The 24417-nt window shown below is 63.3% G+C and carries 29 protein-coding genes; 11 read left to right on the top strand and 18 right to left on the bottom strand.

Features of this window, described 5'->3' with window-relative positions; genetic code table 11:
• Positions 1 to 209 precede the first annotated feature (209 nt).
• Positions 210 to 554, bottom strand: a complete 345-nt coding sequence (locus IYX23_RS02130; RefSeq protein ID WP_196391863.1) for a YidB family protein — start codon at positions 552 to 554, stop codon at positions 210 to 212.
• A 130-nt stretch (positions 555 to 684) separates the two neighbouring features.
• A complete protein-coding gene (locus tag IYX23_RS02135) occupies positions 685 to 1623 on the bottom strand; it encodes a TIGR00730 family Rossman fold protein (RefSeq protein WP_196391862.1) in 939 nt (312 codons plus the stop codon).
• Positions 1624 to 1746: 123 nt separating this feature from the next.
• On the opposite strand from IYX23_RS02135, the gene IYX23_RS02140 reads away from it, so the two are divergent.
• The 6 genes from IYX23_RS02140 to IYX23_RS02165 all read left to right on the top strand — a co-directional run bounded on the left by IYX23_RS02140 (position 1747) and on the right by IYX23_RS02165 (position 5829).
• Positions 1747 to 2493: a YebC/PmpR family DNA-binding transcriptional regulator gene (locus IYX23_RS02140; protein WP_196391861.1), complete on the top strand. Its 747-nt coding sequence runs from the start codon at positions 1747 to 1749 to the stop codon at positions 2491 to 2493.
• A 42-nt stretch (positions 2494 to 2535) separates the two neighbouring features.
• On the top strand, positions 2536 to 3156 hold the full coding sequence (locus IYX23_RS02145; RefSeq protein WP_196391860.1) for a TetR/AcrR family transcriptional regulator: 621 nt from the start codon (positions 2536 to 2538) through the stop codon (positions 3154 to 3156).
• 105 nt (positions 3157 to 3261) lie between these two features.
• A complete protein-coding gene (gene minC, locus IYX23_RS02150; protein WP_196391859.1) occupies positions 3262 to 4062 on the top strand; it encodes a septum site-determining protein MinC in 801 nt (266 codons plus the stop codon).
• A gap of 13 nt (positions 4063 to 4075) precedes the next feature.
• A complete protein-coding gene (minD, locus tag IYX23_RS02155; RefSeq protein ID WP_018406567.1) occupies positions 4076 to 4891 on the top strand; it encodes a septum site-determining protein MinD in 816 nt (271 codons plus the stop codon).
• Complete coding sequence (minE, locus tag IYX23_RS02160; RefSeq protein ID WP_196391858.1) at positions 4888 to 5208, top strand: cell division topological specificity factor MinE; 321 nt, start codon at positions 4888 to 4890, stop codon at positions 5206 to 5208. Before minD ends, minE begins: the two co-directional genes overlap by 4 nt.
• Before the next feature lie 210 nt (positions 5209 to 5418).
• Entirely contained in the window at positions 5419 to 5829 is a 411-nt protein-coding gene (locus tag IYX23_RS02165) for a DUF2852 domain-containing protein (RefSeq protein ID WP_246716421.1), read from the top strand.
• A gap of 106 nt (positions 5830 to 5935) precedes the next feature.
• Here IYX23_RS02165 and IYX23_RS02170 read toward each other — a convergent pair whose 3' ends face one another.
• Positions 5936 to 6421, bottom strand: coding sequence for an SH3 domain-containing protein (locus tag IYX23_RS02170; RefSeq protein WP_196391857.1), 486 nt, complete (start codon positions 6419 to 6421; stop codon positions 5936 to 5938).
• Between the two features lie 321 nt (positions 6422 to 6742).
• On the bottom strand, positions 6743 to 8257 hold the full coding sequence (locus IYX23_RS02175) for a CYTH and CHAD domain-containing protein (RefSeq protein ID WP_196391856.1): 1515 nt from the start codon (positions 8255 to 8257) through the stop codon (positions 6743 to 6745).
• A gap of 1081 nt (positions 8258 to 9338) precedes the next feature.
• Here IYX23_RS02175 and IYX23_RS02180 point away from each other — a divergent pair.
• Entirely contained in the window at positions 9339 to 10283 is a 945-nt protein-coding gene (locus IYX23_RS02180) for an extensin family protein (RefSeq protein WP_196391855.1), read from the top strand.
• Here the strand turns inward: IYX23_RS02180 and IYX23_RS20420 are convergent.
• From IYX23_RS20420 to IYX23_RS02200, 4 genes are read right to left on the bottom strand one after another with little or no spacing between them, the layout of a single operon-like run.
• Positions 10278 to 10490, bottom strand: coding sequence for a type II toxin-antitoxin system HicA family toxin (locus IYX23_RS20420; protein ID WP_083909727.1), 213 nt, complete (start codon positions 10488 to 10490; stop codon positions 10278 to 10280). The two genes, IYX23_RS02180 and IYX23_RS20420, sit on opposite strands and share 6 nt — an antisense overlap.
• On the bottom strand, positions 10487 to 10693 hold the full coding sequence (locus tag IYX23_RS02190) for a type II toxin-antitoxin system HicB family antitoxin (protein ID WP_196391854.1): 207 nt from the start codon (positions 10691 to 10693) through the stop codon (positions 10487 to 10489). The genes IYX23_RS20420 and IYX23_RS02190 overlap by 4 nt, the downstream gene beginning before the upstream one ends.
• A 9-nt stretch (positions 10694 to 10702) precedes the next feature.
• The gene (locus IYX23_RS02195) at positions 10703 to 11113 is read right to left on the bottom strand and encodes a DUF6460 domain-containing protein (protein ID WP_196391853.1); all 411 of its coding nucleotides are present in this window, start codon (positions 11111 to 11113) and stop codon (positions 10703 to 10705) included.
• 36 nt (positions 11114 to 11149) lie between these two features.
• A complete protein-coding gene (locus IYX23_RS02200; RefSeq protein ID WP_196391852.1) occupies positions 11150 to 11584 on the bottom strand; it encodes a hypothetical protein in 435 nt (144 codons plus the stop codon).
• 173 nt (positions 11585 to 11757) lie between these two features.
• Here IYX23_RS02200 and IYX23_RS02205 point away from each other — a divergent pair, with 173 nt between their 5' ends.
• Together IYX23_RS02205 and IYX23_RS02210 are read left to right on the top strand one after the other, a co-directional pair.
• Positions 11758 to 12183 carry an Hsp20 family protein gene (locus IYX23_RS02205; protein WP_026222679.1) on the top strand — a complete coding sequence of 142 codons (426 nt, stop codon included), beginning with the start codon at positions 11758 to 11760 and terminating at the stop codon, positions 12181 to 12183.
• A 139-nt stretch (positions 12184 to 12322) separates the two neighbouring features.
• Entirely contained in the window at positions 12323 to 13642 is a 1320-nt protein-coding gene (locus tag IYX23_RS02210; RefSeq protein WP_196391851.1) for a hemolysin family protein, read from the top strand.
• Positions 13643 to 13712: 70 nt separating this feature from the next.
• Here the strand turns inward: IYX23_RS02210 and IYX23_RS02215 are convergent, their stop codons facing one another.
• The 7 genes from IYX23_RS02215 to IYX23_RS02245 form a co-directional block, all read right to left on the bottom strand.
• Entirely contained in the window at positions 13713 to 13982 is a 270-nt protein-coding gene (locus tag IYX23_RS02215) for a DUF1150 domain-containing protein (RefSeq protein WP_196391850.1), read from the bottom strand.
• A gap of 107 nt (positions 13983 to 14089) precedes the next feature.
• On the bottom strand, positions 14090 to 15370 hold the full coding sequence (gene odhB / locus IYX23_RS02220) for a 2-oxoglutarate dehydrogenase complex dihydrolipoyllysine-residue succinyltransferase (RefSeq protein ID WP_196391849.1): 1281 nt from the start codon (positions 15368 to 15370) through the stop codon (positions 14090 to 14092).
• 27 nt (positions 15371 to 15397) lie between these two features.
• Positions 15398 to 18388 (bottom strand): 2-oxoglutarate dehydrogenase E1 component, encoded by a 2991-nt coding sequence (locus IYX23_RS02225; protein ID WP_196391848.1) that lies wholly within the window; start codon positions 18386 to 18388, stop codon positions 15398 to 15400.
• A gap of 68 nt (positions 18389 to 18456) precedes the next feature.
• Entirely contained in the window at positions 18457 to 19341 is an 885-nt protein-coding gene (gene sucD, locus IYX23_RS02230) for a succinate--CoA ligase subunit alpha (protein ID WP_196391847.1), read from the bottom strand.
• A gap of 255 nt (positions 19342 to 19596) precedes the next feature.
• On the bottom strand, positions 19597 to 20301 hold the full coding sequence (gene rplA, locus IYX23_RS02235; RefSeq protein WP_196391846.1) for a 50S ribosomal protein L1: 705 nt from the start codon (positions 20299 to 20301) through the stop codon (positions 19597 to 19599).
• A 4-nt stretch (positions 20302 to 20305) separates the two neighbouring features.
• Positions 20306 to 20752 (bottom strand): 50S ribosomal protein L11, encoded by a 447-nt coding sequence (gene rplK / locus IYX23_RS02240; protein ID WP_014891468.1) that lies wholly within the window; start codon positions 20750 to 20752, stop codon positions 20306 to 20308.
• A gap of 216 nt (positions 20753 to 20968) precedes the next feature.
• Positions 20969 to 21337 carry a hypothetical protein gene (locus IYX23_RS02245; RefSeq protein ID WP_246716422.1) on the bottom strand — a complete coding sequence of 123 codons (369 nt, stop codon included), beginning with the start codon at positions 21335 to 21337 and terminating at the stop codon, positions 20969 to 20971.
• A 99-nt stretch (positions 21338 to 21436) separates the two neighbouring features.
• On the opposite strand from IYX23_RS02245, the gene IYX23_RS02250 reads away from it, so the two are divergent.
• Complete coding sequence (locus IYX23_RS02250; RefSeq protein WP_196391845.1) at positions 21437 to 21697, top strand: hypothetical protein; 261 nt, start codon at positions 21437 to 21439, stop codon at positions 21695 to 21697.
• Positions 21698 to 21700: 3 nt separating this feature from the next.
• On the opposite strand, the gene nusG is transcribed toward IYX23_RS02250, so the two are convergent.
• The 3 genes from nusG to IYX23_RS02265 all read right to left on the bottom strand — a co-directional run bounded on the left by nusG (position 21701) and on the right by IYX23_RS02265 (position 23870).
• A complete protein-coding gene (gene nusG, locus IYX23_RS02255; protein ID WP_018406586.1) occupies positions 21701 to 22231 on the bottom strand; it encodes a transcription termination/antitermination protein NusG in 531 nt (176 codons plus the stop codon).
• 24 nt (positions 22232 to 22255) lie between these two features.
• On the bottom strand, positions 22256 to 22447 hold the full coding sequence (gene secE, locus IYX23_RS02260) for a preprotein translocase subunit SecE (protein ID WP_018406587.1): 192 nt from the start codon (positions 22445 to 22447) through the stop codon (positions 22256 to 22258).
• Positions 22448 to 22646: 199 nt separating this feature from the next.
• Complete coding sequence (locus IYX23_RS02265) at positions 22647 to 23870, bottom strand: DUF2235 domain-containing protein (protein WP_196391844.1); 1224 nt, start codon at positions 23868 to 23870, stop codon at positions 22647 to 22649.
• A gap of 172 nt (positions 23871 to 24042) precedes the next feature.
• Between IYX23_RS02265 and IYX23_RS02270 the strand changes: the two genes are divergently transcribed.
• The gene (locus tag IYX23_RS02270) at positions 24043 to 24381 is read left to right on the top strand and encodes a hypothetical protein (RefSeq protein WP_196391843.1); all 339 of its coding nucleotides are present in this window, start codon (positions 24043 to 24045) and stop codon (positions 24379 to 24381) included.
• The last annotated feature ends 36 nt before the right edge of the window (positions 24382 to 24417 follow it).

Below are 24417 nucleotides of genomic sequence, written 5' to 3' on the forward strand. Positions count from 1 at the left end.
TCCTATTCAAAAGGGGCCGGCCTCCGTGGCGAAGGCGAAACCTTCGCGGCGGCGCGGCCTTAGGGCAGTCTCGCGCAGCCGCGAGCGGCGCAAAAGGCGCGCGTAACGGAATTACAGAATCAGGGCGCCTGAAGCAAGAGCGTGGGCGGGAACAGGCCGGACGGCGGCAGGCGCCGCCGTCGGCAGTGTCGAGAATGGCGTTAGTCCGCTTACGCCGGCTTGTCGGGCGGCGGCAGCTTGCCTTCCGGCGTCGCCTTGTCGATCGCTTCCGGCAAATACTGGGCGAGCAGCGCTTTCGCCTTGTCGACGTCGATGCCGGCGTTCTTGGCGATTTCCATCAGCTTATCGGCGTTGACCACCTTGCTGATGTCCATCTCGCTGATCTTTTCATTGGGACCGAGGCCGACCCAGGAGTGGATCTGCTTCCCCAGGCCGGAGTTCTCGAAATTCTTGACGACGCCGTCGAGGCCGCCCTGCTTCTCCACATAATCCTTAATAAGGTTCAGGGCTTCAGCCCCGATCACGCCGCCAGCGATCGCTTTGAGCCAACTCATGACTATTCTCCCTTTTTAAAAAAGCGCGCGCTTTGCGCCGCGCTAGCTGAGATAAGGCGGGGCATAGGCTTTACAATGGCGGGGGATGGGCAGGAGATCGGGCAGGCGATCGCGACACAGCCTAAGCCATTCATTCAAATAGAAGATCCTCCCTGCGTTCGCCCCAGCGTCGGATTTCTTCCCAAATGTCAGGGGCGGTTTCGGCGTAGCGGAAAAGATGGCGGTCTTGCGCGTCGATCACGCCCTCGTCGACCAGGAAATCGACGTTAAAGGCGCGTCGCCAATAGTTTTCCCCCACGAGAATGATGGGGATCGGCTTGACCTTGCCGGTCTGCACCAGCGTGAGCGTCTCGAACAATTCGTCGAACGTGCCGAAGCCTCCGGGAAAGGCCACCAACGCCCGCGCGCGCAGCATAAAATGCAGCTTGCGCAGTGCGAAATAGCGGAAGCGCAGGCAAAGCGATGGCGTGACATAGCTGTTGGGCAGCTGCTCATGCGGGAGGGTGATGTTGAGCCCCACCGTCTCGGCCCCGGCGTCGAAGGCGCCGCGGTTCGCGGCCTCCATAATGCCCGGTCCGCCGCCGGTGACGATCGCGAGGCGCGGCCAGTCGCCGCTCTCGCGGGCGGCGCCAACCAGAGCGCCGAACTCGCGCGCGATTTGATAATAGCGCGAATTTTCGCACACGCGTTTCGCCACCGCGAGCTGTTTGGCGACGGCCGCGTCATTGGGATTGGCTGTCGCGCGCGCCTGCGCTTCGGCGAGGCGGCTTTCCGCTAAGGCGGGTTCGACGATGCGAGTCGAGCCGAAAACCACGATCGTATCGGTGACGCCATGGCGTCGCAGCAGCAGTTCGGCCTTGAGGTATTCGAGCTCGAGGCGCGGACCGCGCGCTTGGGCCGACGTCAGGAAATGAATGTCCTCGTCGGCCTTGCGATAGGACGGACTGGAGAGGATCGCCTGCAGCCGCTTGGCGGCGGCGAGGTCCGGGATGTGCGGCGCGGGGAGTGCGGACGGCGCCCGCCCATCGGGTTCAGGCCGAGAATTTCGCTCTTCATCGCTTGCGCTCAATCATACTCTCCTTTGGCGCCCATACTCTCCTTGGCGCTTTTCTTTATTTCCGGATAGGTCCGGCGTATATGACCCGCCGGACGCCGGACGGCGAAGATTGATCGAGGAGCAGGGCGGGAGCGCATGGCCGGGCATAGTCAATTCAAGAACATCATGCACAAGAAGGGCAAGCAGGACGCGATCCGCTCCAAGCTGTTTTCAAAGCTCGCCCGAGAAATCACCGTCGCCGCCAAGATGGGCCTGCCCGACCCGAACATGAACGCGCGGCTGCGCGCCGCCGTTCTCGCCGCCCGGGCGGAGAACATGCCAAAGGACAATATCGAACGCGCGATCAAGAAGGCGTCCGGCGCCGACGCCGAAAATTACGATGAAGTGCGTTACGAGGGCTATGCGCCGGGCGGCGTCGCCGTCATCGTCGAGGCGCTGACCGACAATCGCAACCGCACGGCGGGCGAGGTGCGCTCCTATTTCACCAAGGCTGGCGGCGCGCTGGCCGAGACCGGCGCCGTGTCCTTCATGTTTGACCGCGTCGGCCTCGTCGAGTTCGACAAGAAGGCGGCGACGGAAGATGCGATGATGGAGGCGGCGATCGACGCCGGCGCCGACGACGTCTCGACGGCCGACGAGACGCATGAAGTGATCACGTCCGTCGAATCGCTGCGCGACGTCGCCAAGGCTCTCGAGGAGAAATTCGGCGAGCCGCGCAAGGCGGCGCTCGTCTGGCGACCGCAGAACACGATCAAGGTCGACGATGATTCGGGCGAGAAGGTCCTCAAGCTCGTCGGCTTGCTCGAGGACAATGACGACGTGCAGAACGTCTACGCCAATTTCGAGGTCTCCGACGCGCTGGTCGCCAAGCTCTCGGGCTAATCCGGCGACGGGCGATGACGCCGATCCGCGCCGGGGTGAGAGATGCACAATAAGCGAGGCTATCACCACGGGTCGCTCAAACAGGCGCTGATCGACGCCGCTTTGGACATTCTCGCCGAAGGCGGAACATCGGCGCTGACGCTCACCGAGGCGGCGCGCCGCGCCGGCGTTTCGCCCGCCGCCCCTTACCGTCACTTCAGCGGTCGCGACGCGCTGATGAGCGAACTGGCGCGCCGCGGTTTCGAGACCTTTGGCGCACGGATTGAAACGGCATGGGACGAAGGCCGGCCCGACGCCAGAAGCGCGATGCGCGCCATGTGCGCCGCCTATCTCAAATTTGCGCGCGAAGAGCCCGGGCTCTACGCGGCGATGTTTGCGCAGGCGAAGACGCTTGCCGATCCGGGAGCGGGCGGCGCCGCCGACCATGCGCTGGAGATCCTTTGGCGCGCCGTGGTGGCCTGGCTGCAGCAGGCGGGCGCGCCGGCGCAGGGCGCGCGCTACGCGGCGCTGCAAATATGGTCGCTCGCCCATGGCGTCGCGATGCTGACCATCTCGGGTCATTTCGATCCCGTCAAAAGCGCGGATCCGGCGCTGGTGCTCGAGAGCGCCGCGCAAGGCGTCATGGAGAGCGCCGCTGCGCGCGCGAAAGCCGCGCCAGCTTAATCTCTTAATAAAGCGCGACCGGGCGCCAAATTACGCGCCGGCTTTAATCCTTCATTAACGTTAACGCCCTCAAATGACGCAAATCCTAATTGCGTGAGGGCTCCCGTGACGCAAGCGTCATCCCGACACATCCGCTTCAGAGGCAGGTCCTTTCCCGTCCTGACGCTGGAGCCCGAGCAGCCGATCGAAGGCTGGTTCGAGCAGCTCGACGCGCTGCTTGAGCAGTCGCCCGCGTTTTTCAGCCGGAAGTCGATCGTCATCGACCTCGCCAAGCTGACGATTGAGCGGCCACAACTCACCGAGCTCCTCGAAAATCTCACCCGGCGCGGCATACGCCTCATGGGATTGTCGGGGGTCGACCCGTCATGGGCCAGCGACGATCTGCCGCCGATTCTGGCCGGCGGTCGCGCTACCCCGCAACCGCCGCCGGACGTCAGCGCAACGCGCGCCAAAGACGCAAGCCCTGGAACGCTGTCCCCAAGCGAAGAAGCAGCCTTCGAGGATATCGCCAACGCGCTCGGCGCCGGCGGCGCACAGTCCGTCGATTCCAAATCGTCCGAGCCGCCGGCCCCCTCGGCTGCGCCGCTGATCCTGCTGGAGCCGGTGCGCTCCGGGCAGTCGATTTATCACCCGGACGGCGACGTGACCGTGATCGGCTCCGTCGCGTCGGGCGCGGAAATCATGGCGGGCGGCTCCGTGCATATCTACGGGACGCTGCGCGGCCGCGCGATGGCCGGCGCCTATGGCGAAAAACGCGCGCGAATTTTCTGCCGCAAGCTCGAAGCCGAGCTGCTCTCGGTTTGCGGCGTTTATCTGACCGCCGACGAGATCTCGGCGAATGTTCAGAGCCAATCCATCCAGGCCTGGCTCGAAAACGAGACGGTCAAGATCGCGCGGCTCGATTAAGAGAGGACGAACAATGGCCAAGACTTTGGTGGTGACCTCCGGCAAAGGAGGCGTCGGAAAGACAACGTCGACCGCGGCTCTCGGGGCCGCGCTGGCCCAACAGGGTCACAAGGTCGCGGTCGTCGACTTCGACGTCGGCCTGCGCAACCTCGATCTCGTCATGGGCGCCGAGCGGCGCGTGGTGTTTGATCTCATCAACGTCGCGCAGGGCGACGCGAAGCTGCATCAGGCGCTCATCCGCGACAAGCGCTTGAACAATCTCTATCTGCTGCCCGCGTCGCAGACGCGCGACAAGGACGCCTTGACCGAAGAGGGCGTGCAGCGCGTCATCAATGAATTGCGCGAGAAGTTCGACTGGATCGTCTGCGACAGTCCCGCCGGCATCGAACGCGGCGCGACGCTCGCGATGCGCTTCGCCGACGTCGCGGTGGTCGTCGCCAATCCGGAAGTCTCCTCGGTGCGCGATTCCGATCGCATCATCGGATTGCTCGACGCCAAGACCGAACGCGCCGAAAAGGGCGAACGCGTCGAGAAGCATCTGCTGCTGACGCGCTATGACGCGCAGCGCGCCGGCCGCGGCGAGATGCTCAGCGTCGACGACGTGCTCGAAATTCTCTCGATACCGCTGCTTGGGATCGTGCCGGAGAGCGAAGACGTCCTGCGCGCCTCGAACGTCGGCGCGCCGATCATTCTTCACAACGCCATGAGCCCCGCGGCGCGCGCCTATTCGGAAGCGGCGAAGAGGCTGTGCGGCGAAAAACTGCCGGTGAATATTCCCGCGGACAAGCGGGGACTCTTCGTTCGGCTCTTTGGTCGGAGGGCGGCATGAATATTTTCGGATTGTTCGGGCGTCGCGGCGCCACCGCGCCGGTTGCGCGCGAGCGCCTGCAGATCCTTCTCGCGCATGAACGCAAATCCGCGCGCGATTCGGATCTCATCGCCGTGCTGCACAAGGAAGTCCTCATCGCGATCTCCAAGCACATCAACGTCGACCCCGAAAAGGTCATGGTGAAGATGCATCGCAAGGAAGACATGTCGCTGCTCGAAATCGACATCGAGATCGAGCCGGCGGCGACGCTCGAAAGCGACGTGGCCTTCGTGGATGACGCCGTGCTTGAAGATGATCTGAGCGGCAAGGCGGCCTGATTTCCCGACGCGAAACGCGTGACGGCGCCGCGCCAATTTCTTGGCGCGGCGCTTTCCCTTGCGCCAATGTTAATGCATATTACATTGGTGTCGGCCCCGCTTTGGCGGCGGGCGGCCGTTGACCAACTGGAGCCCATCATGAGCTGCCATCGTTATTCTCGCATGTCGTCATCCGGAGAGGGCGGGGCGCCCTGGGGGCATCACGGACGAATGTCCTGGAGGCCCTACGAGATCGCAGCGGTGATCCTCGGCTTTTTCATCTTCTGGCCGCTCGGCCTCGCCATATTGGTCTGGAAGCTTTGGCAGCGCAGCCAGGGCTTTGAAGGCGATTTCTTCGCCTTCGCCCAGGAGCAGGGCGCGCGGGTGAAGGACGCCGTGAGCGGCGTCGCCCGGGAGGGTTCGGCCGCTTGGGGCGGTCCCGCCTTCATGCGCTCGACCGGCAATATCGCTTTCGACGAATGGCGCGAAGGCGAACTCGCGCGGCTTGAGGAAGAGCGCCGCAAACTCGCCGAAGCGGAGCGCGACTTCGCTGAACATATCGACCAGCTGCGCCGCGCCCGCGATCGCGAGGAGTTCGAATCCTTCATGCGCGGCCGCAAAGGCGAGGATAAAGGCGCGTAACGCGGGTTAAGGCTGCGCAAGCGCTGACCTGAACAGAAGAGGCGCAAATCGGCATTGTCCGATTTGCGCCTTCGCGCGCCGGCCTTTTCTCGCCTCGCCCGCGTTCTTAACGGGGAATGACGGACCGTTGGCGCGCTAGAAGACCCCCTCTGACGAATCCGGTCTTGCCCTGATAAGAGACGCGGCACCAGCCCCTGCCGAGTCCACTTCTGCAGCGAAGGACATCGACCTTTTTGCCGCCGGGAATCACCGTGATAACGGAGGAAAACATGCTGGCGCGCCGTTTTAGGCTGGCTGCGTCAGTCGTCACAACTGGCGCAACGATGACCTGCGATCCGGACGTCCCGAGCGCAGGCGCGTTCACCCACCCCGTCTTCGAACCATAGCGGACTTGGCACCAGCTGTGGCGCCAGCCCGGGTCGCAGCTCAACACCTGCACATCAGATCCGGCCGGAATCTGACCGATTCTACGCCATGACACGCCCGGTCCAGAGCGTAAGACGGCCGGACTTTGGGCGGTGGCGGCCTGAGCCACATCCTGGACAAGAAAAGCGACGAGGCCGACTGTCGCTGCAACGAGCATGTTTCTCATAGCGAACTCTCCCACTTACGGACGACAAGCTTCTTCCTACTCACGCCACACCGGCATATCAGGCGAGCGAAGGAGATTGGTCCGTTTGACGGTCCCTCAGCAATGCTCCAACTTGTTCTTTCGTTGTTCTGGAGACGAGAAAAGACAAGTGCAGCCCTTGACGTTTTTCAATTGGGATAAACCTAAAGCTTTTCTAGTGAGATTGCACAAACTTTTCGCCGGCGAAGCGCGACTCGCCCACGGTCGAGCGTTGCGCCGCTCCGCGATTTTGGATTCAAACCGCGTCAGCCTCGGTCGGAGACACGCCTCTACTGAATTGGCTCAGAACGGATCTGACGTCGCCACGTCCTGGTATGCTTCGAGCGCGAGCGACAGTCTTTTGTCCTCACCAACTGCAGGCTGCGCGATACGCCCGGCGGCAAAGGCGATCATGGGATCGGCGCCAGGCGGCAGATGACGCGCTTCATCAAGCAGGAACTCAGCTCTCGCCTGCTCATCGTGAATTTCGCCAAGGCAATTTTGCATCTGCTCCAAGCGTTCCAGGAGGCTTCGAAGCGCCTTCCGCCCGCTTACAAGTTTTGCGGCGGACTTGAAAAAGCCTGCCATATAACGAAGCTTCTTCGCCCGAATGCGAACTTTGTGCTGCGCCTCTGGATCGAGATCGCCAAGATTGCGCGCCGATTTTACAAATTTGCGCAGGCGCTTCTTCAAGGCGCGACCGGCAAAACGTCCAATCGGCTGACGCCAACGGCTTTCGTCGGCCCGCCACGATCCCTCCTCGATCCAGGCCGCCAGATCGATGAGAAGCATCCTCAATCGCGGCGAGTCCACGGCGGCGTTCACCCTGCCATGCGCGTCATCTCTCTTGGCGTCGGTGCGATCGGCGAGTTGGCGTGCGCCTGGACAGCCGCCCGTCTCATCCGCTGCTTCGAAGTCTTGCTGAAACACATCCAGATCACGCGCCTCGCCAAAGACATGGGCGATCCATTTGAGTTCATCATCGAGACGCTGATAATCAGGATCGTTAACGATCGGCTTGAAGAGCTGGAGAGCAGCCCGTAAGCGCCGCAGCGCGATCCGCCCTTGGTGAACGGCTTCGACTCGATCATCGCCTCTCAGGGCATGGGTATTGAGGATGAAGTCATGCAGGCAGGCGTGGCAGACGAGTTGGAACGCCTCGGCGCAGTTCATGCGCGTTGTCATTTTGGGTTGGCGTCCCTTGAACGCGCGACCCCACGCGTCCTTGGCCAGAAGATGCCCGCGCTCGGCTTTGCTGATCAAAGAGAGAGTGATGGGCGCGTCAGCGCAGAGAGCGCCAGCAAATTCGAACAATGTCTTGCGCTCGCCGCTTTTGAGCTCAAGCTCCAATTCGCTAAATCGCTGCGTGCGGCTTTCTGTTCTGATCTCGCCGATGTCGAGCGCGGCTTCCAGCTCGCTTTCATGCAAAGTTATCACTGAAGTTTCTCGTTCCACGTCAACGTCGAGATTGCGACGCAGATGGTCCCGCACCTTCGCTTTTCTAAAAAACCGCGCCAAGGGCGAGCGTCGAATGGTCGCCAGGTCAGGCGCGTCCCCTTCGGTCGCAGCTTCGAATTCATCCCGATCCAGCGTGGAGGGCTTCTCGCGCTTAACCGTCTGTATGCTTTCCTGCCCGTCTTGGCGCACACGCAACGTCACCGCGTGACGCCAGAGATAATCATCCGCCGTATCGAAATAATGCGAGACGAGGCGTCGCCGCGCTGTCGCTTCCTTTGTGTCCTCGCGGAGCGCCGCCTGTACAGCGGCTAAGGCTTCTGGAGGAAAAACGAATTTAAGTTCGGACTCGACATTATCCATGGAGAGACCTCCGACTCATACGAGCTAGGGTCGCCGCCGGCAGAGGGAAGCAAGGAGGAACGCGTATTTGGTTCAACGGATGCCGCTTTCCTGCAGAACGGCGGTGGCGAACGCGCGAGGCGCAAATCGGCACAGCTGATTTGCGTCGAAGAGCGGCTTATACAGAAGCGCGCAACTACGATGACTTATTGCGACTTATCCGTTATAGGTAGCAGATGTCCTTCGTCGAAGACGCTAGGACCGAGCGCCATGTCCAAGGCGTATTGCCAATACTAAAGGACGCTTGTGCCGAGGCGGGTCTTTCGAGCGACCTTCCTTGCCATATACGTCAACAGAAAGACCTTCAGCTTCAATGCGCCAGCCCACTCGTCCGTTCATAACGGCCTATAAAGGTCGGTCTCCCAAATCTCGCACTTCGAATCCGTGGAAGATCAACGAGCCTGAAAATGCGAGTGTGAGTCCAACGCTGAATGCCGCCAGCGCTTCGGCCGCTCCCGAGGTCGAACGTGACGCCTCATATTTGGCGGCGCTAAACGCGGCGGACGCGGTTTTCGGCGCCAAAGCGCCAGAACGTCCCCAAATTCTCTCGCCATCGACGGGCCTGCCGGGGCGCGTGCTCCCGAACCTGTTGCAAAACGAGGTCGTAAACGATCTTCCGGCGAGAGGCGCGTCAACTCGGACGCGTCGTGCGCGCCAGCCGGCCAAAGTTGCAGAGGCTGTTCCTGCGGAACCAAAAAAGGCGAAGCCGCAGGCCGCGCCGCTAACAGCAGTGACCCCGATATTCACGGCGCCGCGCGCAAAAGAACCGGAACCGGAAGTCATTCTCAATACATCGTCGCGGCCGATCAGGAAGATTCGCAGGAAATGGGTTTTGAAGACTGAACTCAAGGCCGGCGAAACATGGAAGCGGCGCTTGAGCAGATTTGCTCGCTGATCACGCTCCTTTTGCAGCCGCGCTCATGAGCAGCGCATTCCGTCCAGCTTTCCGTGCGTGTGGATCGCCCGCCACAGTCCTCAAATATTTGAGCATTAACCACACTTCTCGACCCTGAATTAACGGCCCGGCGCCCATCCTCGCGGCATGGTCCGCCGCGCCCATCCATCGTTGCTCGTGCCGGCGCTCGTCGCGGCGACGCTTTCCGCTTGCTCGATCGGGCAGAAGCCTCAGCGGCCGGCCTGGCGCACCCAGGCTGAAAACGCCTGTCTCGCGGAAAGACGCGTCAACCCTTCCGAGTTCATCGCGCTCGCGCCCGAAGTCGACGGTCCGGGCATTTGCGGCCTCACCAAGCCGTTCAAAGTGACGGCGCTGCAGGGCGGGGCCGTTTCGTTCAACGCGACCGCCACCCTCGACTGCTCGATGGTCGCCGAACTCGACGCCTGGCTCGCGGATGCCGTCCAGCCCGCCGCCCAGGCGCGCTTCAGACAGCAGGTGGTTCAGATCAATTCAATGGGCTCTTACGCCTGCCGCGGCATGAACAATCAGCGGGGCGCGCAGCTTTCTGAGCATTCCTTCGGCAATGCGCTGGACATCGGCGGCTTCGTGCTCGCCGACGGCCGCGAGATCACCCTTGTGCGCGACTGGCGCCACGGCGACGAACAGACGCGGGCCTTCCTGATGGACGTGCATCGCGGCTCATGCGGGCATTTCTCGACGGTGCTGTCGCCGGGCTCCAATGCCTTTCACTACAACCATATTCATGTCGATCTGGCGATGCACGGCCGCTCCGGACGCAGCATCTGCAAGCCCGAGCCGCAAGAGACGTTGCCGCCGCCCGACCTGTCGCCGCTGATCGCCCAGGGGCGCGCGCCGCCTGCGCCGGATGACGAGACTGATAATGACACGACGGGCAAGCCGCCGCTCGCCGCGTTCGAAGGACCTGGAGTCGGCGCGCGGGACGGGTTCGGCCCTGTGGCCGGACCTGAGGCCTATGCGCCGCCGCCGCTTCCGCCGCGCCGCGGCGGCATCGGCCAGCTCATCGAAGATCCGGATCAGACGTCGAGCATCGGCCGCCGGCGACGACTATAAATCTTCCCGCGTCAGTCCTGTTCGTTTGGCTATCCTCGCCAACATTCGTGGCCCGATCTCCTCGCCATCGTGAAACGCAAATATGAAATCAGGAAACCCACTTTTGGCATACGTCCGGTGAGAGCCGGCGGATCGCTTTTCCGTCCAACCTTTTCTTTCTAGCGCTGCACGAAGACGCTTCGCCTTTACGCTCGGCCATGGCGTCATGCAGCCGCGAAAGTAATATGAATCGGCTCAGTCGGGCGTTCGCCATGTTCAATGCGGTCTGCGATGACGCGCAGGGCCAGCGCCTCCACCTGAGCGATGGCCTCCTCCCGGGTCGTGGCGTATTTCAACGCGCCGGGAATTTCCAGGATTTCGGCGATCCAGCGGCCGTCCACCTCCTGCTCGGTCTCCACAGTCAGCTTCATCGCCCTTCCTCAGCGCTTGCTCGCGCCCACATTGACGAGCCGCAGAACGAGCCACGCCGGCACGACGAAAATGGCGCCGGCGAGCACATAGCTGACAAGCTCCCTCACCGCGCCGAAGCCCAGCTGATAGATGCGGTCGAAGAACGCCTGCACGCCGCGAAAAATGTCGATCGGCCGCAGTTCGAGCCACATCAGCAGGGCGCCGACGACGAGCGAAATGACGAACAACCGCGCGAGAATGTTGAGCGGCGAGCCGCCGAGGAAATTTTCAAGCGTGTTGTTCGACGCCATCTGGTTGGTTTCCTGTGAAATTTTATCGGAGTTCGGCAGAACCAGCACGTCATGCGCGGCCTCTGGCCGCTCAGGCCGGGGCGGCTTGTCGAGATGCGGCCAATTGGCGAAGGGTCCCTGATCAGCCACGGGGGCGCTCCTGCGGACGCGTCGTCACTCTGGTCCTCACGGAGCGCCTCCGGGCGAGGTCTCTTCGCGGAACAGGCGCATTATGCGGCGCAGAAAGCGCTCGGTAAAGGAGAGCGCGCGCTCGAATTCCTCTTCGCTCGGCGCCATGTTCGGCCTGGCCGCCGGGGGAACGGGCGCACCCTCGGCGCGCGCTTTGAGCGCGGCGTTCTCCTTGCGCAGACGGTCGATCTCCGCCTCAAACGCGGTGCGCTCCTCGGCGCCCAGCCGACACGCCGTGACGCCGTCCTTGACCGAACAATAGGACAGGGCGCCGGTCTCCTTGTTCAGCCGGACATAGCCGCCCTCGGCAGGGGTGAGCGTGAAGCGCTCGCCTTCCGGCGCGATGATGGGCGGCGGCGTTTCGGCGGCCGCCGGCGCTCCGAAGGACGCGGCGAGGACAATCGCGAGGAAGAGATGCTGTGCTTTGCCCATGGTCGCCGCTCTTAAGGGGAAGCTTGCTCGCACATGGGCGTTTGTCGTTCGCGCGTCAATGGCGGGCGCGCGCATCGGCCGCGCTTGAATGGCTCGGCCGGCTCGGCCATATAGCTGAAGCCGGAGCGCTTCACGGGCTCTGGCCGAAGAGGCGCCAACAGGGCTTCAACGACATGTCGCGTCCGCCGCTCAATTCGCCGTTCCTGCTCGGCTTCGATGAGATCGAAAGGGCGCTCGACCGCGTCGCCCGCACCGCCTCCGACGGCTACCCTCCCTATAATATCGAGCGCATTCCGCGCGTCGAGAGCGCGCCGGAGCGGCTTCGGATCACACTGGCCGTCGCGGGCTTCACCCGCGACCAGCTCGACGTCTCGCTCGAAGAGAATCAGCTTGTCATCCGCGGGCGGCAAACCGAGGATCGAGAGCGGCATTTCCTGCATCGCGGCATCGCCGCGCGGCAGTTTCAGCGCGCCTTTCTCCTGGCCGAAGGAATGCAGGTGCTCGGGGCCGATCTCGTCAATGGGCTGCTCTCCATCGACCTGGCGCGGCCCGAGCCGGCGCGGGTCATCAAAAAGATCGAAATCGCGGCTCGCGACTGAGCGACTTCCCGATCACATTGCCCGCCTTCTCGCCAGGATCGACGCCCAGGATCAACGCCCAGGCGACAAATGTCGTCGCCGTCACCGCTTGCCGACGCCATTTGCTTGAGAGCCTGCGCAGAAAGCCCTATCAGGTGTCATGTTCGAGCTAGCCGTCGCGCTTGTGTTGATAGTCATCAACGGGATTTTCTCGTTGTCAGAACTCGCGATCGTTTCGTCGCGCAAAGTGCGGCTGAAGACTTTGGCCGCCGAAGGGCGCCGCGGCGCCGCCGCCGCCCTGGCGCTGGCGGAAAATCCGGGACGCTTCCTCTCCACCGTTCAGATCGGGATCACGCTCGTCGGAATCCTCGCGGGCGCCTTTTCAGGCGCCGCGCTCGGTCAGCGGCTTTCGCAAGAGCTGCGCGCGCTGGGTCTATCGGACAGTGCGGCGGATTGGATCGGCTATGGCGGCGTCATCGGCGTCATCACCTATCTTTCCGTCGTGATCGGCGAATTGCTGCCCAAGAACATCGCGCTGCGCCATGCGGAAGCCATCGCCTGCCGCATGGCCGCGCCGATGGCGTTGCTTTCCACTCTGGTCACGCCGGTGGTCTGGCTGCTCGATGAGTCGACGAAGCTGATCTTGCTGTTCGTCGGCCAGGCCAACGAGCTTCAGTCCTGGGTCACCGATGAGGAAATCAAGACCTTCGTCGCCGAGGCGCATTCGGCGGGGGCGATCGAGGCCGACGAACAGCAGATGATCGCGGGCGTGCTGCGGCTGGGCGACCGCGCCGCGCGGGCGCTGATGACCCCGCGCACGGAGGTGGACTGGCTCAATCTCAGCGAGCCGGAGAACATTCTGCGCGAGAGGCTCATCGAGACGTCCCATGCGCGCCTGCCGGTCAGTCGGGGCGATATGGACGACATGATCGGCGTCCTGCTGATCCGAGACCTGCTGGGACCCGCGCTGCGCGGCGAGCCGCTCGACCTCGAATCCCATGTCCGGTCGGCGCCGGTCGTGCCCGATTCGATCGACGCGCTCGACGCCCTGAATGTTCTGCGCGAAGCCGAGACGCCGATGGCGCTCGTGCACGACGAATATGGCCATTTCGAAGGCGTTGTGACGCCCGCCGATATTCTCGACGCCATCGCCGGCGCGTTCAGGTCCGACGAGGGGCATGAGGAGCCCGAGGCGCTTCAGCGCGAAGACGGCAGCTGGCTACTCGCCGGCTGGATGCCGGTCGACGAAATGGCCGAGCTTTTGCACGTTGCGCTGCCCGAGAACAGGAGCTTTGAAACGGTGGCCGGCCTTGTCCTCGATGGGCTCATTCGGTTTCCGACTCTCGGCGAAACGGTGGAGAAGCTCGGATGGCGCTTCGAAGTCATCGATCTCGACGGACGCCGTCTCGACAAGGTGCTGGCGTCAAAGCTCCCCACCGAGGGCCACAACGGCGCACGCACGAGAGAATCTAACGGCTGAGTTGCGGGAGGGGTCGTCGCGTTCGCCCGGGCGGCAGGCGCGCCGGCGGCGCGCCTCTGTCGTGGGCAGGTTAGTGCAGGCTCACCATCTGCAGATGATTTTCACGAGCGTTGCCGATGCAGCCTTCTTCCGAATCCGCAAGCACGATCGGCGCGCCATCCGCACCGAAAAGCGCAAAGATCGTCAGCCCCGGCGCGATCTGCGGCGCCTGCGGGTAAAGCCGGTTGACGTCTTCCGAGCGCATCGATCGCACATAAGCGATGAGGCCATCGCCAAGATGCGCGAACTGCTCGGGCGTCAGCGGAGACTCTCTGGTTTCGGTCGCGGTTTTCATTTCCATCTCTACCTCCAATGGCGGTCCTTTCGCCCCCGCCGACGGCGCCCATTAGGCGGCGCGCCGTCCGAAATTAGATGGGGCATGATTTGGAGATTTTGAAGGGGTCGCGGCTACAGGCCGAGCGCCAGCCGTGCAGGATCTTCGAGCAATTCCTTGACTCGCACCAGGAACGTCACGGCTTCTTTTCCATCGACGACACGGTGATCGTAGGACAGCGCCAGATACATCATCGGCCGCGCTTCGATCTTGCCGTCAACGACCACAGGGCGTTCCTGAATCTTGTGCATGCCGAGAATGCCCGATTGCGGCGCATTCAGGATCGGCGTGGACATCAGCGAACCATAGACGCCGCCATTCGAAATCGTGAAGGTGCCGCCCTGCAGATCGGCGATGTCGAGGGCGCCCTCGCGCGCCCTGCGACCGAGCTCCGCAATGGCGCGTTCGATCTCGGCGAGCGACAGACGGTCGGCGTCGCGCACCACCGGGACGACGAGTCCCTTCTGCGTGCCGACGGCGACGCCGATGTGGCAGAAGCGCTTATAGATGATGTCCGATCCGTCGATCTCCGCATTGACGCTCGGCACTTCTTCCAGAGCCTGGCAGCAGGCCTTCACGAAGAAGCCCATGAAGCCCAGCTTCACGCCGTGCCGCTTCTCGAACGCCTCCTTGTAGCGTTTGCGCAATTCGATGAGCGTCGACATGTCGACTTCATTGAACGTCGTCAGAATGGCGGCGGTGTTTTGCGCTTCTTTCAGACGACGCGCGATCGTCTGACGCAAGCGCGACATTTTCACCCGTTCTTCGCGGTGGCCGTCTTCCTGCGGAACGGGAGCGCGAGGCGGCGGCGCCTCGACTCGCGCTTCCTGGGAAGCATGCTCTTGCGCGCGGGCGTCTTGCGCGGGCTGCGGGGCAGCCGCCTGACGTGCGGCGAATTGAACGACGTCGGACTTCAGCGCCTGACCGCGCTTGCCGCTGCCGGGAACCTGAGCGATGTCGATTCCCTGTTCAACGGCGATCTTGGCGGCGGAGGGCGCTGGGGGCATCGTCGTCGCGAGCGGCGTCGACGCCGACTTAGGCGCAGGCGCGGCGGGGGCGGGCGCTGGTTTGGGCGCCGCGCTTTTGCCGGCGGTTTCGCCGCTCTTCGCCGGCGCCGCGGCGCCCTCGGCGATCTGACCGAGCAGCGCGCCAGGGCCAACGGTTTCGCCCTCCTTGGCGACGATCTCGGCGAGCACGCCGGCGGCGGGGGCGTTGACTTCGAGCGTCACTTTGTCGGTTTCGAGTTCGGCGAGCGCCTCGTCGGCGCGCACCGCATCGCCCGCCTTCTTGAACCAGCGGCCGATCGTCGCTTCAGTCACCGATTCGCCCAAGGTCGGCACGCGTATTTCAGCCATCGGCTCTCTCTTCGCTCGCGTCGCGTCTCAAGGCGCGAACGCTTCCTCCAGGAACAATCTCAGCTGTGCGAGGTGCCGGGACATGGTGCCCGTGGCCGTCGACGCCGAGGCGGCGCGTCCAACGTAGCGGGCGCGCCTCGACTTGCCGCCGATCTGCGTCAGCACCCATTCGAGATAGGAGTCGACGAAGGACCAGGCGCCCATGTTCTTGGGCTCTTCCTGGCACCACACGACGTCGGCCTCCTTGAAGCGCCCGAGCGCCGCGACGAGACCCTTGAGCGGAAAAGGATAGAGCTGCTCGACCCGCAGCAGATACACGTCGTCGACGCCGCGTTTCTCGCGTTCGTCCAGGAGATCGTAATAGACCTTGCCCGAACACAAAATGACCCGGCGAATGTTTTCGTCGGCTTTGAGGACGAACGTCTCGGTCGGCGACGTTTCGGCGTCGTCGAGGAGCAGCCGCTGGAAGCTCGAGGCCATGCCCATTTCGCCGAGCCGCGAGACGGCGCGCTTATGGCGCAGAAGCGATTTCGGGGTCATCAGCACCAGCGGCTTGCGGAAGCTTCTGTGCAGCTGACGGCGAAGGATATGGAAGTAGTTCGCGGGAGTCGTGCAATTGGCCACCTGCATATTGTCTTCGGCGCACAGCTGCAGATAGCGCTCGAGCCGCGCGGAGGAATGTTCCGGGCCCTGGCCTTCGTAGCCATGCGGCAGAAGGCAGACGAGTCCCGACATGCGCAGCCACTTGCGCTCGGCCGATGAAATGAACTGGTCGAAGACGACCTGCGCGCCATTGGCGAAATCGCCGAATTGCGCCTCCCACAACACCAGCGCGTCCGGTTCGGCCAGCGAATAGCCATATTCGAAGCCGAGCACCGCCTCTTCAGAAAGCATCGAATTGACGACTTCGTAGCGGCCCTGGCCTTCGGCGATGTGATTGAAAGGCAGATAGCGCGCTTCATTCTCCTGATCGATGAGCACGCTGTGACGTTGCGAAAAGGTGCCGCGCTCGCTGTCCTGTCCGGAGAGCCGCACATTGTAGCCTTCATAGAGCAGCGAACTGATCGCCAGCGCTTCGGCCGTCGCCCAGTCGATCGGCCCGCCATGTTCGATGGCCGCCTTCCGATTGTCGAGAAAACGCTGGATCGTGCGGTGCGCGTGAAAATCAGGCGGCGTCGACGTGATCTCGGCGCCGATGTGCTGCAGCGTCTCGAGCGCCACGCCGGTCTGTCCGCGCCGCTCGTTCTCCGAGAGTTGCCAGCCTGATTTCTTTCCCGCCCAGCGGCCGTCGAGCCAATCCGCCTTGTTGGGCTTGTAGCTCTGGCCCGCTTCGAACTCTTCGTTGAGCCGCGTGCGCCAGTCTTCCTTCATGCGATCGACGTCTTCGCGAGTCGTCACGCCTTCCGCGATCAGACGGTCCGCATAGATATCGAGCGCCGTGCGGTGCGCCCGGATTTTCTTATACATCAGCGGCTGGGTGAATCCCGGCTCGTCGCCCTCATTATGGCCGAAGCGGCGATAGCACCACATGTCGATGACGACGGGCTTTTGGAACTGCTGGCGGAATTCGGCGGCGACGCGCGCGGCGAAGACGACGGCCTCGGGGTCATCGCCGTTCACGTGAAGAATCGGCGCCTCGACCATCTTCGCGACATCGGACGGATAGGGCGAGGACCGCGAGTAGCGCGGATAGGTGGTGAAGCCGATCTGATTATTGATGATGAAGTGGATCGAGCCGCCGGTGCGATGCCCCTTCAATCCGGAAAGCCCGAAACATTCCGCGACGACGCCCTGGCCGGCGAAGGCCGCGTCGCCGTGGATGAGGAGCGGCATCACCGAGCGGCGGTCGCCGTCGGCGCAATGATGCTGATCCTGCTTCGCGCGCACTTTGCCGAGCACGACCGGATCGACAATTTCGAGATGTGACGGATTGGCCGTGAGCGAGAGATGCACCTTGTTGTCGTCGAACACGCGATCCGACGACGCGCCGAGGTGATATTTGACGTCGCCCGATCCTTCGACTTCATCGGGCAGGAAGGAGCCACCTTTAAATTCGTGAAACAGAGCCCGGTGCGGCTTCGCCATCACCTGCGAAAGCAAGTTGAGACGGCCGCGGTGGGCCATGCCGAGAACGATTTCCTGCACGCCGAGCGCGCCGCCGCGCTTGATGATCTGCTCCAGCGCCGGAACAATGGATTCAGCGCCGTCGAGACCGAAGCGCTTCGTGCCGGTGTATTTGACGTCGAGGAACTTCTCGAAACCTTCCGCCTCGACGAGCTTGTTGAGAATGGCGCGTTTGCCTTCCTGCGTGAAGACGATCTCCTTCTTCGGACCTTCGATGCGCGCCTGCAGCCAGGCCTTCTCCTCCGGATTGGAGATATGCATGAATTCGAAGCCGATCGTCCCGCAATAGGTGCGGCGCAGGATCGTGACCATTTCAAACAGCGTGGCGTATCGCATCCCCAACACGCCATCGAGGAAGATTTTGCGCTCGTAGTCCTCGTCGGTGAACCCGTAGGTCTGCGGATTGAGTTCGCCGTGGTCGTAGCGCTGCTCCAGCCCGAGCGGATCGAGATTGGCGTGCAGATGGCCGCGCATGCGATAGGCGCGGATCATCATCAGGGCGCGCACGGAGTCGCGCGTCGCCCGCAACACGTCCTCGCCGCCGGGCGTCGGCGCGGGGACAGGAGCGACTGGCGATTTTGCAGGCGCCGGCGCCTCGCCGACGATCGCGTTCACCCACTCGCCGTTTTGCGGCTGCGGCCAATCGCGCCGCGCCCAGCTCGGGCCGTCGGCGACGATCTTCTCCTGTGGTCGCAGGCCCATCTCAGCGAAGAAATTGCGCCAATCGGCGCTGACCGAGGAGGGATCGGCCTCATAGGACGCAAGCAGGCTCTCCAGATAGCCCGCGTTCGCCCCCTGCAGAAAGGATGTCGAAGCAAGAAAATCATTTTGCGGCGAGCGCGCGCCCACCGGAGCGGCGGGTCCGGCGCCGCCATTGGTTTCAAAACGCGCCATCTCAATCTTTCCCAAAAGCGCCGGCGCTCAAAGCCCGACGACTTTCGAAGCGATGAGCGGGCGAGCCGCTAGCCCTTCAGCGCTTCGACCAAAGTCTTTCCCAGCCTGGCAGGCGAGGGCGACACTTTGATGCCCGCCGACTCCATGGCTGCGATTTTACTTTCGGCGTCGCCTTTGCCGCCCGAGACGATCGCGCCCGCATGGCCCATACGGCGGCCGGGAGGCGCGGTACGGCCCGCGATGAACCCGACCATTGGCTTCTTGCGGCCGCGCTTCGCCTCGTCTTTCAAGAATTGGGCCGCGTCTTCCTCCGCCGCCCCGCCGATCTCGCCGATCATGATGATGGACTTAGTTGCCTCGTCTGCGAGAAACAACTCCAGCACTTCGATAAAATCCGTGCCTTTGACGGGATCGCCGCCGATGCCGACGGCGGTCGTTTGACCTAAGCCTTCGCGCGTCGTCTGGAACACCGCCTCATAGGTGAGCGTGCCGGAGCGCGACACGACGCCGACCGAGCCGGGCGAGAAAATATTGCCGGGCATGATGCCGATCTTGCTCTCGCCGGCGGTGACGACGCCCGGGCAGTTCGGGCCGATCAGCCGGGACTTGGAGCCGCAAAGCGCGCGCTTGACGCGGATCATGTCCTGAACCGGCACGCCCTCGGTGATGCAGACGATGAGCGGGATCTCCGCCTCGATCGCCTCGCAGATGGCGTCGGCCGCGCCCGGCGGGGGCACATAGACCACGGACGCGTCGGCGCCGGTCTTTTCGCGCGCCTCAAGGACCGTGTCGAAGACCGGAAGATCGAGATGGATCGAGCCGCCTTTGCCGGGCGAGACGCCGCCGACCATTTTGGTGCCGTAGTCGAGCGCCTGGACGGAATGGAAGGTGGCGGTCTTGCCGGTGAAGCCTTGGGTGATGACTTTGGTGTTCTTGTCGATCAGCACGGACATGAAGCGCAAATCCCGAGAGCAAGCGAAAACGGCGCGCGCGCCTTTGAATAAGCGAAAAACCGGAGCCGCCGCCCGTCGTCGCCCGCGCGGAACCTATTGACAAAAGCTCAGCCGCACAAGGCGGCGAAGGCCCCTGCGACAGGGGGCCGCGTCGCGCTCTCACCCGTCTGTTTTGGCGCGCCAAGCCTTTACGTTGGATGAACCAAAAAAAAGCCGGCGGTCACCCGCCGGCTTTTTTGTCGAAAGGACTTCGCCTCAGTGCGGGGCGGCGCCCAGGCTGGATACGTCGACCTTCACGCCCGGCCCCTGGGTGGAGCTGAGCGCGACGCGCTGAATGTAAGTGCCTTTGGCGCCCTGCGGCTTCGCCTTGGCCACGGCGTCGACGAAAGCCTTGATGTTCTCGACGAGCTTGCCGTCATCGAACGAGGCCTTGCCGACCGTGCCCTGCACGATGCCGGCCTTCTCGACGCGAAACTCGACCGCGCCGCCCTTTGAGGCCTTCACCGCCCCGGCGACGTCCATCGTCACCGTCCCGACCTTCGGGTTCGGCATCAGGCCGCGCGGGCCCAGCACCTTGCCGAGACGGCCGACGAGCGGCATCATGTCCGGCGTCGCGATGCAGCGGTCGAAGTCGATCGTTCCGCCCTGCACCGTCGTGACGAGATCCTCGGCGCCGACGACGTCGGCGCCCGCCGCCGTCGCTTCATCGGCCTTGGCGCCGCGCGCGAAAACCGCGACGCGCAGGACGCGGCCGGTGCCGTTCGGCAGATTGACGACGCCGCGCACCATCTGGTCGGCGTGTTTGGGGTCGACGCCGAGATTCATGGCGATTTCGACAGATTCGTCGAACTTGGCCTTGGCGCGCTCGCGCACGAGCTTCACCGCCTCGTCAATCGCATAGAGCTTGGTGCGTTCGATGCCCTCGCGGGACTTGGCAATACGTTTTCCGACATGCGCCATGGTCTTACTCCACCACCTCAAGGCCCATCGCGCGGGCGGAGCCGGCGATCATCGACATCGCGGATTCAATCGAAGCGCAGTTGAGATCGACGATCTTCTTTTCCGCGATGTCGCGGATCTGCGCCTGTGTGATCTTTCCGACGACGTTGCGGCCCGGCAATTTGGAGCCGGAGGCAGGCTTCTTGCCGATCTTGAGGCCCACCGCCTTCTTCAGGAAGAAGCTGACCGGCGGCTGCTTCATTTCGAAGGTGAAGGAGCGGTCCTGATAGGCGGTGATGACGACGGGGATGGGCGTCCCCTTCTCGATCTGTCCCGTCTTGGCGTTGAACGCCTTGCAGAACTCCATGATGTTGAGGCCGCGCTGGCCGAGCGCGGGACCGATCGGCGGCGACGGATTGGCCGCGCCAGCCGGCACTTGCAGTTTGATATAGCCGGCGATTTTCTTCGCCATTTGCTTTCTCCAACGATTGGCGCCCGCCGCGATTTTTCACGCGTCGGCGCCGGTTGCAGTTCGTGGTCCGGCCTGGACTCCCCGATGGCGTCGGGGCAGACCCGCCACGTTGGTTTTCGTTTCCATTGGAGGGAACGAAAAAAGCCCTCGGCGAGAGGGCTAGCGACTTATACTGACGAGACTGGGAAAAGCAACTGATTGCTGCTGACGCGAGCCTCAATGCCCCTCGGGCGTGAGGCCTACATGCTCTTCGAGCCGGCGCAGGCGCTCTTCGAATTCGGTCAGCAGAACGCCGTGCCCAATTTGCGAGGAATGATATTCCATCACCGAGCGGCGCAGTCCGGAAATCTGGTCGCTCAGGCGCTTCTCCTGCGCCTTAAGGCGCTCATCGATGCGCTCTTCGAGATTCATCAGGTCGGAGGCGACATCCGCGCGCAGCGAATGGATCTCGGAGCGAACATCAGCAATATCGCTCCGCGTCGCCATGACGTCGCGAATGGCGGAAACTTCGCCGCGAAGGCCGTCCACCTTCCCGTCGATCTTGCGCAGCAGCGCCAGCGTAAAATTTTCGGGCTCGTCGCTCATCGCGGCTTCCATCGACTGCGGAGATGCGCCGACCCAACATAGCGCCGCATTGCGCCTTTGTCTTCGGCTACCCACCTCCATCGAGGAAAGGAAGCCTGCATGTCAGATTACGCAAAGCGCCTCGCCTTCATGGCCGCCGGACTCGCGGCGATGATCTTCTCCAATTTATACATGGAAGAGACGCTGCTCGGCTGGGCTGGCCTGCTCGCGGGGATCGGCTTCTATTATTATGGATGGCGTGGCGTTTGCCCGGCGTGCCGAGCTCAGCGTTGCGCCGTGGCGCCCCCTGAGCGGAAAGATGCGCCCGCGGACGGCGGCGCCAAGGGAGAAAGCGGGCCGGACAGCGCGGCCGCGCATTAGGCCTTATACCTTCTCCACCTGGGCGAACTCCAGCTCGACGGGAGTCGGCCGGCCGAAGATTGACACGGCGACCTTGAGGCGCGAACGCGCCTCGTCGATTTCCTCGACGAGGCCGTTGAAAGAGGCGAAAGGCCCGTCGGCGACGCGCACCGTCTCGCCCACCTCGAACATGATCGTCGGCTTTGGCCGCTCGACGCCATCCGCGACCTGGCCCTTGATGCGCAGGGCCTCTTCCTCGCTGATCGGCATCGGCTTGTTGTCGGCGCCGAGAAAGCCCGTGACCTTCGGCGTATTCTTGATGAGCGAGAACACCTGATCGGTGAGTTCGCATTTCACCAGCACATAGCCGGGGAAGAATTTGCGCTCGGCGGAGACCTTGCGTCCGCGCCGCACTTCCATGACCTGTTCGGTCGGGACCAGAATCTCTTCGAATTGGTCGGCGAGTCCGCGCTGCGCCGCGCCCTCGCGTATCGCCTCGGCGACCTTCTTTTCGAAGTTCGAATAGGCGTGAACGATGTACCAGCGCATGCTCATAGCGGCGCGACTAGCTCCAATTGTCTATCGACCGACGCCCAGCATCAACCCGACGCCGAAACGCAGCGCCGAATCGACGACGACGAAAAAAAGGCTTGCGAATAGCACCATCAGGATGACGAGGCCGGTCGTGATGAGCGTCTCACGCCGCGAAGGCCAGGTGACCTTGCCCGCCTCGGCGCGGACTTCCTGCAGGAATTGAAACGGATTGACCATTCGGCTACCGGGCTGTGCGGGGGCGTGCGATCCACCCCTCGGAACTCACGTCGCGAATGACTCGCGCCGTAAAACGATCGCGGCGCGGGACCTGCCGGCCGCGCGCCACGAATTCAAGCGGCTTATAGCCCCTTAGCGCCGCGCCGCCAAGCGAAAAACGCGTGAGCCTCGATCCACCGACGCCGGGTCGTCCTGCCGCTCACGGCGTCGCGTCGGCAGGTTGGCGGGCGGCGCTGGCCTTCGCCAGCTCGACGAGATCGGGCGGCAGCAATCGCGCCTCCTCTTCGGTGATGGACGCCACCCTCGCCGCGAGGTTCGAGCCGAGGCGCGCCATCGCTTCTTTCAGGTTTGGAGGATCGTAGGAACGATTGGCGCCATAGATGTTGCAGCTGCGGCCGAGCTTGGCCAGCACGCTCCAATGGACCTTCTCATTGACCTGTTCCTCGGCGGGATCGCCGCCGGAGCTGAAAAAACTGTTGGCGGGCGCTCCGGCCGGAAACATCTCGCGGCTGCGCGGAAAATTCCTGTCGATCGGAAATTTCTCGGCCGAGTCGGGAATGTTCCCGTCGATATCCGGTTTCAGCGTGCGCCTGATCGCCGCTTCGTCGAAGGAGAGTCCGGTGAGCGCCTGCGTGCGCGCAATCATCCAGATCAATGCGATGTCCGAAAGGCCAGATTCCGGATAGCCGCCGCCGACGTTGCAGTGGACGCCCGGAAACCAGTTCTGCTCGATGTTGGAGGGGCGCGGATCTTTCTTCTTCACCGTCCAGAAAGTCGGCGTAAAGGGACGGCGGCGCTCGTCGACGCCGATCGCGTGCAGCGCGTGGTCGACATGCGGACCGAGCTGCGTGTCCTCAAAACCGCCGAACACCGCCAGCGTGAAGTAGCGGCCGAGCGGCGCAAGCCCGCTGAAACCGGCGGGCACGCCATATGAGCCGACGGTGTCGAACACGCCGAGCAGCTTGATGCGATTGTTCGCCTGAACGTCGGGACCGCTCGGCGGCGCGCCGAGCCGCGACGCCTTTTTCGCGCTCTTGTTGGCCTGCACGATGTCGAAAATGCTTTTGTCTGTCGTCTTTCGGATGCCGCAGTCGCCAATCAGCCCGGCCAAGGCGCGGGCGGCATAGGCGCCGCGCGAAAAGCCGTAGATATACAGCTCCTGATCGTCCCGATAATTGTCGACGACCCAATTGTAGGCGTTTTGCACGATGGTCCGCAGGCCGAGGCCGGCGGCGCCGCCGACGATCTTGAATCCTTCAGCGCCGACGCCGGAGAAATAGCGGACGTTCTGTTCGACGCCGTCCGCGCCCTTCGGCGGGATGAGCTTCTCGGAGACTTTCTCGTCCCAGGACTTCTTGCAGATGTTGGTGAAATCGCGCGGCGTATTCCATGTGCCGTCGAGCAAGACAATGTTGCGAATCATTTTTCCTCCAATACGCACGCGAAGCCTAAACAATTGCGAAGACATAAGCGCCGTGGCGCGTTTGGATCGTGACGCTCTTTGGCGGCCTTCGCAAGCGAACAGGAAATATTTGCCCAGCAAGCCCGCTCCCCGCTATGAGAAGCGAAACCTCAGCCAAGCATTGGAGAAACGGATGCGCGCAGGTTTGCTTTTCTTCGCCGCATGCGCCGCGGCGGGCCTTGCCGGCTGCAACGCCGCGCGCCAACCGCAGATCGTTCCTCCCGGACCAGCAGGCCCGCCGCCGCGGATGGGCGAATCGCCTCCGCCGGACGCCCCGGGCTGCGCCGGCGCGGTCGCGCGCTATCGCTCCGTCATCGACAATGATCTCGCGATGGGACACGTCAACAACAGCGTCCATGCTCAGATCTCGAATGAGATCGGCGAGGCGGCGTCAGCCTGCTCCAACGGTCAGGATGGCCGCGCGATGTCGCTCCTGCGCGCGTCGAAATCGCGTCACGGCTATCCAGGGTGAGCCGCGCGCCCCCTGCGACATCAGCTTGGAAGCGCT

Origin of the sequence: Methylocystis sp. L43 (assembly GCF_015709525.1) — a bacterium.
In the GTDB taxonomy this organism is placed as follows: Bacteria; Pseudomonadota; Alphaproteobacteria; order Rhizobiales; family Beijerinckiaceae; genus Methylocystis.

Bases quoted from the DNA above. Each gene is read 5' to 3' on its own strand.
- IYX23_RS02130 (WP_196391863.1), bottom strand. From the start codon at position 554: ATGAGTTGGCTCAAAGCGATCGCTGGCGGCGTGATCGGGGCTGAAGCC.
- IYX23_RS02140 (WP_196391861.1), top strand. From the start codon at position 1,747: ATGGCCGGGCATAGTCAATTCAAGAACATCATGCACAAGAAGGGCAAG.
- IYX23_RS02145 (WP_196391860.1), top strand. From the start codon at position 2,536: ATGCACAATAAGCGAGGCTATCACCACGGGTCGCTCAAACAGGCGCTG.
- minD (WP_018406567.1), top strand. From the start codon at position 4,076: ATGGCCAAGACTTTGGTGGTGACCTCCGGCAAAGGAGGCGTCGGAAAG.
- minE (WP_196391858.1), top strand. From the start codon at position 4,888: ATGAATATTTTCGGATTGTTCGGGCGTCGCGGCGCCACCGCGCCGGTT.
- IYX23_RS02165 (WP_246716421.1), top strand. From the start codon at position 5,419: ATGTCCTGGAGGCCCTACGAGATCGCAGCGGTGATCCTCGGCTTTTTC.
- IYX23_RS02170 (WP_196391857.1), bottom strand. From the start codon at position 6,421: ATGAGAAACATGCTCGTTGCAGCGACAGTCGGCCTCGTCGCTTTTCTT.
- IYX23_RS02175 (WP_196391856.1), bottom strand. From the start codon at position 8,257: ATGGATAATGTCGAGTCCGAACTTAAATTCGTTTTTCCTCCAGAAGCC.
- IYX23_RS02180 (WP_196391855.1), top strand. From the start codon at position 9,339: ATGGTCCGCCGCGCCCATCCATCGTTGCTCGTGCCGGCGCTCGTCGCG.
- IYX23_RS20420 (WP_083909727.1), bottom strand. From the start codon at position 10,490: ATGACGCCATGGCCGAGCGTAAAGGCGAAGCGTCTTCGTGCAGCGCTA.
- IYX23_RS02190 (WP_196391854.1), bottom strand. From the start codon at position 10,693: ATGAAGCTGACTGTGGAGACCGAGCAGGAGGTGGACGGCCGCTGGATC.
- IYX23_RS02200 (WP_196391852.1), bottom strand. From the start codon at position 11,584: ATGGGCAAAGCACAGCATCTCTTCCTCGCGATTGTCCTCGCCGCGTCC.
- IYX23_RS02205 (WP_026222679.1), top strand. From the start codon at position 11,758: ATGTCGCGTCCGCCGCTCAATTCGCCGTTCCTGCTCGGCTTCGATGAG.
- IYX23_RS02210 (WP_196391851.1), top strand. From the start codon at position 12,323: ATGTTCGAGCTAGCCGTCGCGCTTGTGTTGATAGTCATCAACGGGATT.
- IYX23_RS02215 (WP_196391850.1), bottom strand. From the start codon at position 13,982: ATGGAAATGAAAACCGCGACCGAAACCAGAGAGTCTCCGCTGACGCCC.
- odhB (WP_196391849.1), bottom strand. From the start codon at position 15,370: ATGGCTGAAATACGCGTGCCGACCTTGGGCGAATCGGTGACTGAAGCG.
- IYX23_RS02225 (WP_196391848.1), bottom strand. From the start codon at position 18,388: ATGGCGCGTTTTGAAACCAATGGCGGCGCCGGACCCGCCGCTCCGGTG.
- sucD (WP_196391847.1), bottom strand. From the start codon at position 19,341: ATGTCCGTGCTGATCGACAAGAACACCAAAGTCATCACCCAAGGCTTC.
- rplA (WP_196391846.1), bottom strand. From the start codon at position 20,301: ATGGCGCATGTCGGAAAACGTATTGCCAAGTCCCGCGAGGGCATCGAA.
- rplK (WP_014891468.1), bottom strand. From the start codon at position 20,752: ATGGCGAAGAAAATCGCCGGCTATATCAAACTGCAAGTGCCGGCTGGC.
- IYX23_RS02245 (WP_246716422.1), bottom strand. From the start codon at position 21,337: ATGAGCGACGAGCCCGAAAATTTTACGCTGGCGCTGCTGCGCAAGATC.
- IYX23_RS02250 (WP_196391845.1), top strand. From the start codon at position 21,437: ATGTCAGATTACGCAAAGCGCCTCGCCTTCATGGCCGCCGGACTCGCG.
- nusG (WP_018406586.1), bottom strand. From the start codon at position 22,231: ATGAGCATGCGCTGGTACATCGTTCACGCCTATTCGAACTTCGAAAAG.
- secE (WP_018406587.1), bottom strand. From the start codon at position 22,447: ATGGTCAATCCGTTTCAATTCCTGCAGGAAGTCCGCGCCGAGGCGGGC.
- IYX23_RS02265 (WP_196391844.1), bottom strand. From the start codon at position 23,870: ATGATTCGCAACATTGTCTTGCTCGACGGCACATGGAATACGCCGCGC.
- IYX23_RS02270 (WP_196391843.1), top strand. From the start codon at position 24,043: ATGCGCGCAGGTTTGCTTTTCTTCGCCGCATGCGCCGCGGCGGGCCTT.